This window comes from Burkholderia sp. Se-20373, assembly GCF_017104705.1.
Taxonomy (GTDB): domain Bacteria; phylum Pseudomonadota; class Gammaproteobacteria; order Burkholderiales; family Burkholderiaceae; genus Burkholderia.
On record NZ_JAAGPH010000043.1, the window covers coordinates 1 to 12,423 of the forward strand.

General features: G+C 68.5%; 13 protein-coding genes. 8 read left to right on the plus strand and 5 right to left on the minus strand.

What is annotated here, in order from left to right; translation table 11 throughout:
- A partial coding sequence (locus G3N96_RS16255; RefSeq protein WP_206137818.1) for a DAK2 domain-containing protein occupies positions 1–366 on the plus strand: 366 nt, incomplete at its 5' end.
- A 147-nt stretch (positions 367–513) separates the two neighbouring features.
- Here the strand turns inward: G3N96_RS16255 and G3N96_RS16260 are convergent.
- The 3 genes from G3N96_RS16260 to G3N96_RS16270 all read right to left on the minus strand — a co-directional run bounded on the left by G3N96_RS16260 (position 514) and on the right by G3N96_RS16270 (position 2,394).
- A complete protein-coding gene (locus G3N96_RS16260) occupies positions 514–975 on the minus strand; it encodes a hypothetical protein (protein WP_206137819.1) in 462 nt (153 codons plus the stop codon).
- A gap of 58 nt (positions 976–1,033) precedes the next feature.
- Positions 1,034–1,321 (minus strand): DUF1330 domain-containing protein, encoded by a 288-nt coding sequence (locus tag G3N96_RS16265; protein ID WP_039369252.1) that lies wholly within the window; start codon positions 1,319–1,321, stop codon positions 1,034–1,036.
- 212 nt (positions 1,322–1,533) lie between these two features.
- Positions 1,534–2,394, minus strand: coding sequence for a MaoC family dehydratase N-terminal domain-containing protein (locus G3N96_RS16270; protein WP_206137820.1), 861 nt, complete (start codon positions 2,392–2,394; stop codon positions 1,534–1,536).
- Between the two features lie 310 nt (positions 2,395–2,704).
- Between G3N96_RS16270 and G3N96_RS16275 the strand changes: the two genes are divergently transcribed.
- From G3N96_RS16275 to G3N96_RS16300, 6 genes are all read left to right on the plus strand, one after another.
- Positions 2,705–3,184: a MarR family transcriptional regulator gene (locus G3N96_RS16275; protein WP_206137821.1), complete on the plus strand. Its 480-nt coding sequence runs from the start codon at positions 2,705–2,707 to the stop codon at positions 3,182–3,184.
- Positions 3,181–5,322 carry an FUSC family protein gene (locus G3N96_RS16280; RefSeq protein ID WP_206137822.1) on the plus strand — a complete coding sequence of 714 codons (2,142 nt, stop codon included), beginning with the start codon at positions 3,181–3,183 and terminating at the stop codon, positions 5,320–5,322. Before G3N96_RS16275 ends, G3N96_RS16280 begins: the two co-directional genes overlap by 4 nt.
- A gap of 34 nt (positions 5,323–5,356) precedes the next feature.
- Positions 5,357–5,569 carry a DUF1656 domain-containing protein gene (locus G3N96_RS16285; protein ID WP_011350409.1) on the plus strand — a complete coding sequence of 71 codons (213 nt, stop codon included), beginning with the start codon at positions 5,357–5,359 and terminating at the stop codon, positions 5,567–5,569.
- A gap of 1 nt (position 5,570) precedes the next feature.
- Positions 5,571–6,545 carry an HlyD family secretion protein gene (locus tag G3N96_RS16290; protein ID WP_206137823.1) on the plus strand — a complete coding sequence of 325 codons (975 nt, stop codon included), beginning with the start codon at positions 5,571–5,573 and terminating at the stop codon, positions 6,543–6,545.
- The gene (locus G3N96_RS16295) at positions 6,542–8,041 is read left to right on the plus strand and encodes an efflux transporter outer membrane subunit (protein WP_206137824.1); all 1,500 of its coding nucleotides are present in this window, start codon (positions 6,542–6,544) and stop codon (positions 8,039–8,041) included. Before G3N96_RS16290 ends, G3N96_RS16295 begins: the two co-directional genes overlap by 4 nt.
- 189 nt (positions 8,042–8,230) lie before the next feature.
- Positions 8,231–8,656: a TOBE domain-containing protein gene (locus tag G3N96_RS16300; RefSeq protein ID WP_206137825.1), complete on the plus strand. Its 426-nt coding sequence runs from the start codon at positions 8,231–8,233 to the stop codon at positions 8,654–8,656.
- 205 nt (positions 8,657–8,861) lie between these two features.
- Here G3N96_RS16300 and G3N96_RS16305 read toward each other — a convergent pair whose 3' ends face one another.
- Together G3N96_RS16305 and G3N96_RS16310 are read right to left on the minus strand one after the other, a co-directional pair.
- Positions 8,862–9,923 carry a DMT family transporter gene (locus G3N96_RS16305; RefSeq protein ID WP_206137826.1) on the minus strand — a complete coding sequence of 354 codons (1,062 nt, stop codon included), beginning with the start codon at positions 9,921–9,923 and terminating at the stop codon, positions 8,862–8,864.
- 501 nt (positions 9,924–10,424) lie between these two features.
- Entirely contained in the window at positions 10,425–11,090 is a 666-nt protein-coding gene (locus tag G3N96_RS16310; protein ID WP_206137851.1) for a ProQ/FinO family protein, read from the minus strand.
- A gap of 727 nt (positions 11,091–11,817) precedes the next feature.
- Here G3N96_RS16310 and G3N96_RS16315 point away from each other — a divergent pair.
- Positions 11,818–12,402, plus strand: a complete 585-nt coding sequence (locus G3N96_RS16315) for a DUF2889 domain-containing protein (protein ID WP_124578690.1) — start codon at positions 11,818–11,820, stop codon at positions 12,400–12,402.
- Positions 12,403–12,423: the final 21 nt, after the last annotated feature.

Genomic DNA, 12,423 nt, shown 5'->3' on the forward strand with positions numbered 1-12,423 from the left:
TTGCGCGCGTCGCGCCGGCTGGCCGATAGCGCCGAGCCGTCGGCGCGCGACTGGGCCGCGGCGTTCCGCGGCGCGGTGGATTCGATCAGCGAACTGGGCGGCGCGCACGCCGGCGACCGCACGATGCTCGATGCGCTGGTCCCGGCCGTCGCGGCATTCGAGCGGGCGCTCGACAACGATCGCGATCCCGCGAGCGCGTGGGCCGCGGCGGTCGAAGCCGCCGAGCACGGCGCGCAGGAAACCGCACGCATGACGCCGCGCGCCGGGCGCGCAAGCTATCTCGGCGAACGTGCGATCGGCACGCCGGACGGCGGCGCGGTGGCGGTGTCGTATTGGCTGCGTGCGTTGCAGGCGCACATCGCGTAAAAGGGTGAAGGTCGAAGGCGCGACAGTGCGCCTTCAATGCAGCGGCACGCACGACGCCATGGCGCGCGACGTGCCGATGCCGTGGATCATTGCGATGCCGGTCGGCTTCGCCTCCGCCGACATTCGCATCGAACCGTCCGCAATCGATCAGCCCGTTTTCGTCCGCCCGGGCAACAACGCCGCACCGACCGCCGCTGCACCGAAACTCGCGAGCCAGCACCAGTAGCCGATCGCGTCGAGATGCACGGGTTCGACGTTCCCTGCTTCGTCGACGGCAATCTGGTGCTGCGACAGGAAGCTCATCCCGAACAGCAACGCCAGTACCGCCAGCACGACTGCCTGCGCGCGGTAGCGCTTCACCGTCAGCAGCCACGCGGCAAAGACGAGCGGATTCGCGAGCCATGCATAAATGCCGGCGAGCACGCCCATCCAGCCCGTCAACAGCACCTGCCAACCGTCGGCCCATGGATGCGGGGCGGGCGCGCCGGTGCGGAACGGCGCGGTGAACATGGCGACCAGATAGAACAGCACGCTGATCGCGAGCAACACGGTCGTGGCGCGCCCCATCGGCAGGCGAACGGGCGCGGTGGAGGGAGTCGAAGGTTTCATCGGCGGGACGGGCGTCCGGCGTCGCGGCGCGCCGTCGGACACACCCGATGCACGTCGCTCAGACGCCTTCGACCAGCACGGCGCGATAGCGTGCGCCCTTGAAGCGGTGCTGGGCGACGGCCTGGTATTCGGGGCCGTGATACCACGCGTGCGCGGCTTCCTTCGATGGGAACTCGACGATCACGACGCCTTCCGGGCCTTCGCCCTCGAGCGTTTCCTGCGGCCCGTAGGCTGCGAGCACCTTCACCGGATGGCCGGCGAGCGTGGCGCCGACCTTGCTCTGGTAGAGGTCGAATTCCTGCTGGTCCTGCATGCTTTCGCGTGTAAACACGATGTAGGTGGCCAAGATGCGTGCTCCTGATGCGCTGCGTGGAAAGGGAAAGGGCCCGGCCGCGCATCGCCTGGTCCGGCGAACGGCACGCGACCTGCCAGCAGCTTACAGGGGTTTGCCGACGAGCGTCGGGGCTGGCCGAGCGCACCTCCGGCCGGCTTGCTGCGTGCGACACCGGTCACCCGCGTACGGCTCTTGCCGCACGCGGGTGACCGGAACGGAGGCCGTCACGCAAGCGTCGCCGTGGCCTGCATCGTCAGCCAGCCGTCGCGATCCTTCGCCCACAGCTCGATTGTCCGGCCATCATCCGACGGCTTGCCGCATAGCGTGAACGGCTCCCCGTCGAACGTCGGGCGCACCGCGCGGAACGCAAAGCTCGCGAGCGTCGCGTCGGGCCGTTCGCGATGCACGAGATCGACGAGCAGCGTCGCGATCAGCGGGCCATGCACGACGAGCCCCGGATAGCCTTCCTCGTGCGTCACGTAGCTGCGGTCGTAGTGGATGCGGTGACCGTTGAAGGTCAGCGCCGAATAGCGGAACAGCATCACCGCGTCGGCCGTGACCGTGCGCGACCACGTCTCGCCTGCCGGCGCCGCGACCGGCTTCGACGCCGGCGCGCCCGGCTGCGGCCCATCGCGATAGACGATGTCGTGCTCTTCCTCGACGCACAACGCGCCGTCACACTCGATCCGGTGCTGCACCGTCACGAAGACGAGCCGGCCGCTGCGGCCCATCTTGTCCTCGAGGTTCTCGATCGTCGATTCGCGCGTCGCGCGCCGCCCCGTGCGCAGCGGCGCATGGAAGGTCAGGCGGCCGCCGGCCCACATGCGGCGCGGCAGCGGCACGGGCGGCAGGAAGCCGCCGCGCTTCGGGTGGCCATCGGCGCCGACTTCGGCCAGCGGTGCCACGGGCAGGAAATAGAGCCAGTGCCACATCGGCGGCACGACGTCGCCGGGCGACGGGCGGTCGAGCGTGGCGGCCAGCGCGTTCAGCGGGAACGCGGTGATGTCGTCGCCGAGCGTTTCGGTCTTGCCCAGCCACGCGTCGAGCGACGTCGGGGCGGGCGGCTGCGAGGATGAAGGGGACACGTGCGGAATCTCCGGGTGGCTTGCAACGGCCTCAATATGCACGCCGCTCGCCGTTTCGCGAAGACGGATTTGCCGAACCCCGGCTTCGAACCCGCCTGACCTGCGAGCGGCCCTGCCGGACGGTTTTCATCTGACCATTCGATCGCAGCCGCCAAACGCCCCCCGTGCCGGCAAAACCTTACAGCTTGACCATCCCCGGCACGCCGCCTAAATTGCATCAGACGGGCCTGCCGCGCCGCGTGCGACGTGTCATCCGGGTGACGAAAACGATAGTTTGCTATCGAATTATTTTGCCCCTATCATCTCGCCCATGACCAATCTGCACGACCTCCGCCTCGCCGTCAGCAGCCTTCTGGTGCTGTCCGCGCGCAAGTGGCGCCGCACCAGTGACGGCGTGCTGACGACGTACAACGTGTCCGAGGCGTGCGCGACGCCGCTGCTGATCGCCGGGCGCCTCGGCGAAGGCGTGCGCCAGGGCACGCTCGCCGAATACGTCGGCATCGAGGGGCCCTCGCTCGTGCGCCTGCTCGACCAGCTGTGCGCGGCCGGCCTCGCGCGCCGCGACGAGGATCCGCACGACCGCCGCGCGAAAACGATATCGCTGACGGCCGCCGGCCGCGCGGTCACCGCGAAGATGGAGGAAGACCTGCGCGTGCTGCGCGCGCAGGTGCTCAAGGGTGTCACGCGCGCCGATCTCGAAGCGACGCTGCGCGTGCTCGATGCATTCAACGCATCCGAGCCGCACACGCCCGCCGCGCGCGCCTCCCACACCGGTGACGCCACGTCATGACCTACCCGAGCCTTCGCGACTGGCTGTTCTCGGGCAAGACGTTCGCCGCGTCGATGCTGGCGCTGTATCTCGGCCTGTATTTCCAGTTGCCGCGCCCGTACTGGGCGATGGCGAGCGTCTACATCGTGTCGAACCCGTTCGTCGGCGCGACGCGCTCGAAGGCGCTGTATCGCGCACTCGGCACCGCGCTCGGCGCGGCCGCCGCGATCTTCTTAGTGCCGCCGTTCGTCGAGACACCGCTGCTGTTCGCGATCATCGTCGCCACCTGGTGCGGCACGCTGCTCTACCTCGCGATCTCCGATCGTACCGCGCGCAGCTACGTGTTCATGCTCGCCGGCTACACGATGCCGCTGGTCGCGCTGCCGACCGTGACCGATCCGTCCACCGTGTTCGACGTCGCGATCGCGCGTACCGAGGAGATCGTGCTCGGCATCGTGTGCGCGAGCGTGGTGGGCAGCGCGATCTTCCCGAACCGGCTCGCGCCGACGCTGATCGAGCGCACCGACGCGTGGTTCAAGGATGCCGCGTTCTACGGCCGCGAGACGCTGTCCGGGCACATCGCCGGCAAGGCGCTGTCCGCGTGCCGGCAACGCCTCGCGGCGACCATCACGGGCCTCGAATTCCTGCTGAGCCAGCTGAGCTACGACCATGCGCACCCGCGCATCCTCGCGCGGGCGCAGGCGCTCGCTGGCCGGATGCAGTTGTTCCTGCCGCTGATGTCGTCGCTCGCCGATCCGTTGATCGCGCTGATGCGCGACCTGCACATCCGGCCGGCCGGGCTCGACGAATTGCTTGCCGATGCCGCGAAATGGTTCGACGCGCCGCTGCCGGCCGTCAAGGCCGGCGCCGATGGCGACATGGCCGACGACCCGGTCGCGCAACGCCTGCGCGAGCGCATCGCCGCGCTGCAGCCGGCCGACGACGCGCTGGCGAGCTGGGACGGCGCGCTGCTGTCGAACGCGCTGTGGCGGCTGCGCCAGGTCATCGACATCTGGCAGGACTGCCGCTCGCTGCGCGCGCTGATCGGCAATGAAGCGGGCGTCTGGCAGCCGCGCTACCGGCACTGGCGGCTTGGCGGCACCGAGCGCTTCTTCGATCGCGGGATGATGCTGTTCTCGACGCTGACCGTGGTCGCCGCGATCGTGTTCGCGAGCTGGCTGTGGATCGCGTCCGGCTGGCACGACGGTGCCGCCGCCGTCACGCTCGTGGCCGTGTCGTGCAGCTTCTTCGCCGCGCTCGACGAGCCCGCGCCGCTGGTGTTCAAGTTCTTCCTCGCGACGACCGCGAGCGTCGTGTTCGCGGGCCTGTACCTGTTCGTCGTGCTGCCGCACGTGCACGATTTCGCGATGCTCGTCGTGATGTTCGCGGGCCCGTTCATCCTGATCGGCACGCTGCTGCCGCGCCCGCAGTTCAATATGGTGACGATGCTCGTCGCCGTGAACACGGCCACCTTCATCAGCATCCAGGGTGCGTACGACGCGGATTTCTTCGTGTTCCTGAACAGCAACCTCGCGGGGGTCGCCGGGCTGCTCTTTGCCTATGTATGGACGCGTGCGACGCGGCCGTTCGGCGCGGAACTCGCGGTGCGGCGCCTGCTGCGCTCGGGCTGGGAAGACGTCGCGCGCTCCGCGTCGACGCAGCCGCTCGACGACCAGCGCAACCACGCGTCGCGCATGCTCGATCGCGTCACGCAGTTGCTGCCGCGCCTCGGCGCGTCCGACGATCACCGCCACCCGTCGATCGAGAGCTTCCGCGACCTGCGCATCGCGCTCAATGCGCTCGACCTGCGCCGCTCGCGCCGCCGGCTGTCGGGCGACGTGCCCGATGCGATCGACCGCGTGCTGGCCGGCGTCACCGATCACTATGAACGCTGCGCCGCCGCGAACGCGCGCCACCGGCCCCCGCCCGCGCTGCCCGCGACGTACGACGACGCGCTGCGCCGCGTCGCCGGCCGCAACCTGCCGGGCGCCGCGCCGGCCGACGACGGCACGGCGCCCACCGCACCCGCCGCACCGGCCACGCCCGCCACGCATCGCCGGCTGCGCGACACGCTGCACGCGCTCGTCGGCCTGCGCCTGTCCCTGTATCCGGCCGCGGCCGGGCAGCCGCCGCAGGCGGCGGACGGAGCACGCGCATGATCCCGCTTTCCCATCCGTCCTTCCGACCGCGACCATGATCGGCGAAATCGACATCTTCGGCGTATTCGTGCCGGCCCCGCTCGTGCTGATGCTGATCGCCTACCTGATCAACATCGTCGTGCGCGCCGTGCTCGAGCGCGTCGGCTTCTACCGCCTCGTCTGGCACCGTTCGATCTTCGACCTCGGCATCTACGTGTTCGTGTTTGCCGCCGTCGTGATCGTTTCCCACCATCTCGTGGCTACCTAACGTGAAAAAAACCTGGCTCTCGGCAGGGCAAATCCTGCTCACCCTGATCGTCGTCGTCGTGGCGGCCATCGTGCTGTGGCGCATCGTCAACTACTACATGTTCTCGCCGTGGACCCGCGACGGTCACGTGCGCGCCGACGTGATCCAGGTCGCGCCGGACGTGGCCGGCCTCATCACGTCGGTGCAGGTCGCCGACAACCAGGAGGTCAAGCGCGGCCAGGTGCTGTTCGTGATCGACCAGGCCCGCTACACGCTCGCGGAGCGGCTCGCCGAAGCCACGCTCGCGCAGCGCCGCGCGACGCTCGCGCAGGCGAAACGCGAGTATGCCCGCAACCTGCAGCTCGGCAACCTGGTCGCGAGCGAGCAGGTCGAGGAAAGCCGCACGCGCGTCGAGCAGGGCGAAGCCGCCGTCGCCGATGCGCAGGTGTCGCTCGACACCGCGAAGCTGAACCTGCAGCGCACGACGATCGTCAGTCCCGTAGACGGCTACCTGAACGACCGCGCGCCGCGCGTCGGCGAATACGTGCCGGCCGGCCGCGCGGTACTGTCGGTCGTCGACCGCAATTCGTTCCGCGTCGACGGCTACTTCGAGGAAACCAAGCTGCGCGGCATCCACATCGACCAGCAGGTCGACATCATCGTGATGGGCGAGCCGCGTGCGCTGCGCGGCCACGTTCAGAGCATCGTCGCCGCGATCGAGGATCGCGACCGCACGCAGGGCGCGAACCTGCTGCCGAACGTGAACCCCGCATTCAGCTGGGTGCGGCTCGCGCAGCGCGTGCCGGTGCGCGTCGTGCTCGACGAAGTGCCCGACGATTTCCGGATGATCGCGGGCCGTACCGCGACCGTCTCGATGCGCGAAGCCGACACGCGCCGCAACGACCAGGCGAAGCCGGCGGCCGGCGCGTCAGCGGTCGCTGCACCGGTATCGACGGCTTCCGGCACGGCCGCCAGCGCGGCCGGAGCATTGCAATGAAGCGGAACGGTCTGCGCCTCGCCGCGACGCTCGCGCCGCTTGCGCTCGCACTCGGCGCGTGCAAGTCGGTCGGCCCCGATTACACGCTGCCGCAGCAGGCGTACGTGAATGCGCCCCTCGCGAACCATGCGCTCGACGATGCGAACGGCACGCTCGTGTCGCGCGACGCCGTGCCCGGCAACTGGTGGCAGCTCTACGACGACCCCGTGCTCAACGCGCTCGTGCGCGATGCACTGAAGTCGAACACCGACCTGCGCGTCGCCGCGGCCAACCTCGCGCGCTCGCGCGCGGCGCTGGAAGTCGCAAGCCAGCAGGGTGGCTTCTCGGGCGGCGCGGAAGCCGCCGTGCAGCGCGCCCAGGAGTCGGCCGAGCAATACCTGCTCGAGAACAAGCTGCCGATCGTCAACGAAGGCGCGGTCGGCATCAACGTGTCGTACGAGATCGACCTGTTCGGCAAGCTGCGGCGCGGCGTCGAAGCCGCGCGCGCGGACAGCGAAGCCGTCAGGGCCGCCGGCGACCTGGCGCGCATCACGGTCGTCGCCGACGTCGTGCGTGCGTACGTCGAATCGTGCTCGGCCGGCGACGAGCTGGCTGTCGCGAAGCAGTCGCTCGCGCTCCAGAAGCAGCGCGTCGCGCTATCGCAGCGGCTGCGCGATGCCGGCCGCGGCAACCAGACCGACGTGACGCGCGGCGTGACGCAGGTGCGTACCCTCGCCGCCGATATCCCGCGCTTCGAAGGCCGCCGCAAGGTCGCGCAATACCAGCTCGCCGCGCTGCTCGCACGTTCGCCGGCCGACCTGCCGAAGGCCGTTGCCGAATGCGAGCGCCTGCCGAGGCTGCGCCAGCCGATTCCGATCGGCGACGGCGCCGCGCTGCTGCGCCGCCGCCCCGACGTGCGCGCAGCCGAGCGGCAACTCGCGGCCGCGACCGCGCGGATCGGCGTGGCGACCGCCGCGCTGTACCCGTCGATCAGCATCGGCGCGTCGGCCGGCTCGGTCGGTGTCGCCGCCGACCTGTTCTCGTCCACGACGAATCGCTGGTCGTTCGGCCCGCTGATCAGTTGGTCGTTCCCGGTCAACGGCCAGCGTGCGCGCGTACGCGAGGCCGAAGCCGCGACAGGTGGCGCGCTCGCGCACTTCGACGGCGTCGTGCTGAACGCGCTGCGCGAAACGCAGTCGAGCCTCGCGACCTATGCGGCCGACGTGCAGCGCACGGAAGCGCTGCGTACTGCGTATGAATCGGCACGCAATTCCGCCGACGAAACGCATCGCCTCTATCTGGCCGGCCGCGAGTCGTTCATCTCCGATCTCGACGCGACGCGCACGCTGACGAGCGCGCAGGCGCAGGTGGCGGCAGCCGAAGGCCAGGTCGCGGCCGACCAGGTGCGGCTTTTCCTCGCGCTCGGCGGGGGGTGGGAATCCGACGGTACGACGGCCGCACCGGGCGCCCGTCCCGACGCCGCGCGCACCGCCGCGACACCCGCGACCGGCGAGTAATCACGGCAGCGCAGTCGTCTTCAGGACATCACGCACACCTGGCGGAACGCTCGGCGGCGGCGGGCTTTCCTGATGCGCGTCATAGCGCCGGAAGGACGACGAACACCCACGTTGACGGTAAACTGGCCGATGAATTTCCATTCATCTTCCGCTGTCGAACAGGTAGCGGCATCCACCCGGAGATCCATCATGCGAACCAGTGCCCGCAACCATTTCGCCGGCCAGGTCAGCGCCGTCAAGACCGGTGCGGTCAACGACGAAATCACGCTCCGCACGCAGGACGGCCTCGACATCGTCGCCGTGATCACCCACGGCAGTGCGGCTTCGCTGGGCCTCGCGGCCGGCTCGAAGGCATTCGCGCTCGTGAAGGCGTCGTCGGTGATCGTGATGGTCGACGTCGACAGCAACAAGGTGTCGGCCCGCAACTGCGTCGCGGGCACCGTATCGTCGGTTGCGAAAGGTGCGGTCAATTCGGAAGTCGTGATCAAGGCCGCGGGCGGCGCCGAGATCGTCGCGATCGTCACCAACGACAGCGTCGATCGGCTCGGCCTCGCGAGCGGCACGGCCGCGTCCGCGATCTTCAAGGCATCGAGCGTGATCGTCGGCGTCGAGTGAACGCGTGACGATCACGATGGCGATCCGTCTGGCACCGCGCATTCACACGAATCGCGCCGTGCGGCTGCCGGTCGGATGCGTACGATGACCACCGCGATCGATCACGCTCGGCAACGGGGCGCCGCAAACAGATGCGCGCGCGAAGCGCCGCACGCCCCATAAACGGTTACCTTGCGCACCGTATCGCCTGCTGGTCATGACGCGCTCAATGCCGGTGCCGGTGATGAATGTCCGGAAAATGCGCATGGCTGTGCGTGATCGGCAGATGCACGTGCGGATGCGTGTGCGGTTCGTTGCCGTCGTACGCAAAATCGTGCGCATGCTGGTGATGTTCGTCGTGCCGATGCCGATGCGTGTGCTCGAGTGGCTCGTGCGTGTGCGTGTGTTCATGCCGTTCGCGAACGTGCAGCCAGATCCCGAGTGCCATCAGCATGGCAGCGATCCAGAACGTCGCGGGCGGCAGCGCGGGCCAGATCAGCAGCGACAGCACGACGCCGAACAGCGGTGCGATCGAGAAATATGCGCCCGTACGCGCGCTGCCGAGATGACGCAGTGCGACGACGAACAGCACGAGGCTGATCCCGTAGCCGCCGAGCCCCGTCAGCATCGCGGCAGCCGTGACCGGGACAGCCGGCAGCGTCGCGCCGGTCGCCAGCGCGATGCCGATGTTCACGGGGCCGGCGATCAGCCCCTTCGCGCACGCGATGACCATCGCATCGTTTGCGGCCACCTTGCGGGTCAGGTTGTTGTCGACCGCCCAGCACAGGCATGCGCCGACGATCAGCAGCGCGCCGACCGGCACGCCTGCGTGGCCCGGCGTCCACGACAGCAGCGTGCCGCCGGCGACGATCGCGACCATCCCGAGGAACACCTGCGAATCCACGTTCTCGCGAAACACGACCCATGCGATGACGGCCGTCAGTACGCCCTCGAGATTGAGCAGCAACGCACTCGTCGCCGCTGGCGTGCTCGACAGCCCGAGCATCAGCAACGCCGGGCCGGCCACCCCGCCCGCCGCAATCGCGCCGGCCAGCCAAGGCAGGTCTGCTCGCTGCAGCGGCGCGGCGCCTGCGGTCGTCGCATGCCGGTTGTGCAGGCGACGAAGCAGGATCCCGATACCGAGCCCGACGCCGCTGCCGAGATAGAACAGGCCGGCGACCATGAACGGCGACATCGCGCCGATCAGCGCCTTGGCGAGCGGTGTCGCGGCACCGAACAGCGCGGCAGCGGTAAGCGCGACGAGAATCGCGGAATGTCTCGAGTGCATGATCCGGTTCGAATTGACGTTGAAAGACGCTGGCCGTCGCAGCGGGTTGCGTCGCGGTGGGCTTTTCGACCCTTTCGCAATGCAAGCTGCATGGCAGCCGGCGAGCGTGCGTGCGACCTGACGACGTCGACGAGATTATCGCGCGTCATCATGTCACGATGACCGAGTGCGATCGTCCACGCGCCAGTCGATGGTTTCGGCATGCCTCTATTTTAGGAAAACGAAATAATCGAATGAAGCGTCGCCGTATGCGCGGCATGCGTACCGTTCATGCGCAAACGACATAGTCGAAACAACGCGCGTGCAGCATCGATCGGCGAACTTTCTTCGTCCGGTCGCGTGGTCTGTTCGAGGTGGGATAGATAAGCGCCCGGCACGTCGAGCACCGGTGGGAGCATTCCCGACCTGCCTCGGTCGAGGCAGGTCAGACTGTCGGGTCATTCACCGCAGGCGATGTGCCTGCGGGACAGCGCCGTGCGGTATGCAGCGGCGCGGTGCGGGTTACGCGTTTCCGGCCGTTTGCTGCTCGACCTGCGGCGCTGCGTCGGCTTGTGCTTCCACGTTAGCCGGTTGCGGCTCGGCGGCGGCCTCGGCCTGCGGCTCCGCCTTCGGCTGCTGCGGCGCGCCCTTGGCCGATTGCCCCGCGCCCTTGTTGCCGGGGCGACGAGCCTTCAGGCGGCGCGCCCGAGCTGCATCGTCATGCGTGACACGCCCTGCTTCGTTACCCTGCAGATCGACCCGCACGGCGTCTTCGACGAGGCACGACCAGTAACGGTTGCCACGGCACCACGTCGACATCGCTTCACGCAGTTCGGCTTCGTTGAGCCCGACGGCCTGTGCTTCACGTGCGAGGTCGTCCCAGATACCGACCTTGAGCGGCACTTTGGGGGCCGGATTCTTCGGGAACGCACGTGGAAACTTACGCTGCAGTTTACCGATCGCAACGATGACCGGATCGACCGGCGCCGACGGCTTCGCCGGAGCCGGCTTCGCGCGGTGCGCTGCTTTGCCGCCGGCCGCAGCCGGCTTGGCGCCACGCTGCGGCTGGTCGCCGGACTTCGGCTTCGCGCCGGTGTCCGCCGGCGCTGCCGGCCGCTTCGCGTTGCGCTCCTGCTTGGCCTTCGCTGCGAGCTGCGCCCGCAATTCGGCAAGTTGTTCAAAACCCATAAATTCAATCCACCAGGAATATAAGGTGTGGTTCGTGCGGCCATGCCGCGCGGCGCACAAGCTTCGCCGCCATGCGTGCGACCCGTCTGCCGCCGATGCGGAACACTACGGGGCCGCATCGCGCACGCCACTCTGTTTTCAGGCACCCGGCCACGATGCCGGACAAGGCAGGAGTGGAAGTATACCGGTACGCGCGGCGGCCGGTTGACTCACTGGTCTGCGTTGGCCCGATTCGGGGTACCGGAAATGCGTCCATGCGGTCGTGTTGCGCATTATATGGATACGTTTCCGGAAGTCACGCCGTTCACGCTCGTCGGCGGAAATCGGGGCCATTTCCGTGCTGTGATTACCCCGGCAACACCGATCGACGCCCGGCACGTGGTATTCCGCCTTGGGACGTCGAACGCGATCCCGCCGCATCGGCGCGTCTCGGCCCCAGCTGCGATTCTGCGTCCCGGGCAGCGGCGTCGGCTGCGTGCGAATCAACGATCACGGCAATCGATCGGCGCAAGTGCCGTGCCCATTCGCCAGCATCGGTGCCCGCACACGACTCGTTGCGTCCGCACCCATCCCGTGGCGCACGATACGGCAGAAAAGTGCGTAGTATGGCCGAATCGATGTCGTCGGCAGCGTACCCCAGCCGGTTTCGCCGAGCCCCACCGGCGACCCGCCGACATCCGGCTTGCCTGTAAAAGAACGAACCGGTTGTACGAAACGGAGCAGAGACATGGTTCCCCCACACGCCATCCCGCACGACGGCATCACGCGCGAGGAGATTCACCATCGGCAAATCGACATGCGCGGCTATCGGCGCAGCGACGGCCGGTTCGAAGTAACGGCCTGCCTCGCGGACCGCAAAACCTTTGATTTCACGCCGCCGGGCGGCACGCGGACGGTCGCTGCGCTGTCGCCGATCCACGACCTCGGCGTGACGCTGGTCTTCGACGCCGACATGGTCGTCCGCGCCGTGTCCACGTTCCTCCGGTCGCATCCGTACGCGCAGTGCCCGGGCGGCGGCGACTCGCTGCAGGCGCTCGTCGGATTGAGCATCGGCGCGGGCTGGAACAGCGAGATTCGCAAGCGCCTGCCGTCCTGCGATACGTGCACGCACCTGAAGGAGTTGCTCGGTCCGATCGCCACCACGGCCTATCAGACGATGGTCGGCATGCGGAAGTCGTCGCTCGAGGCGCGCGACAGCGACGGGAAACCGCTCAAGATCGATAGTTGCCATGCCTACGGCGCATCGCGCGATCTCGTGAAACGTCTTTGGCCCGAATATCACCGGCCTTCCGAGGCGGCAAAGGGCAGCTAAGGGCCGGGCATTCGGCCAGCC

Coding starts and splice junctions, on each gene's coding strand:
- G3N96_RS16260 (WP_206137819.1), bottom strand. CDS start 975: ATGAAACCTTCGACTCCCTCCACCGCGCCCGTTCGCCTGCCGATGGGG.
- G3N96_RS16275 (WP_206137821.1), top strand. CDS start 2,705: ATGACCAATCTGCACGACCTCCGCCTCGCCGTCAGCAGCCTTCTGGTG.
- G3N96_RS16280 (WP_206137822.1), top strand. CDS start 3,181: ATGACCTACCCGAGCCTTCGCGACTGGCTGTTCTCGGGCAAGACGTTC.
- G3N96_RS16285 (WP_011350409.1), top strand. CDS start 5,357: ATGATCGGCGAAATCGACATCTTCGGCGTATTCGTGCCGGCCCCGCTC.
- G3N96_RS16295 (WP_206137824.1), top strand. CDS start 6,542: ATGAAGCGGAACGGTCTGCGCCTCGCCGCGACGCTCGCGCCGCTTGCG.
- G3N96_RS16300 (WP_206137825.1), top strand. CDS start 8,231: ATGCGAACCAGTGCCCGCAACCATTTCGCCGGCCAGGTCAGCGCCGTC.
- G3N96_RS16305 (WP_206137826.1), bottom strand. CDS start 9,923: ATGCACTCGAGACATTCCGCGATTCTCGTCGCGCTTACCGCTGCCGCG.
- G3N96_RS16310 (WP_206137851.1), bottom strand. CDS start 11,090: ATGGGTTTTGAACAACTTGCCGAATTGCGGGCGCAGCTCGCAGCGAAG.
- G3N96_RS16315 (WP_124578690.1), top strand. CDS start 11,818: ATGGTTCCCCCACACGCCATCCCGCACGACGGCATCACGCGCGAGGAG.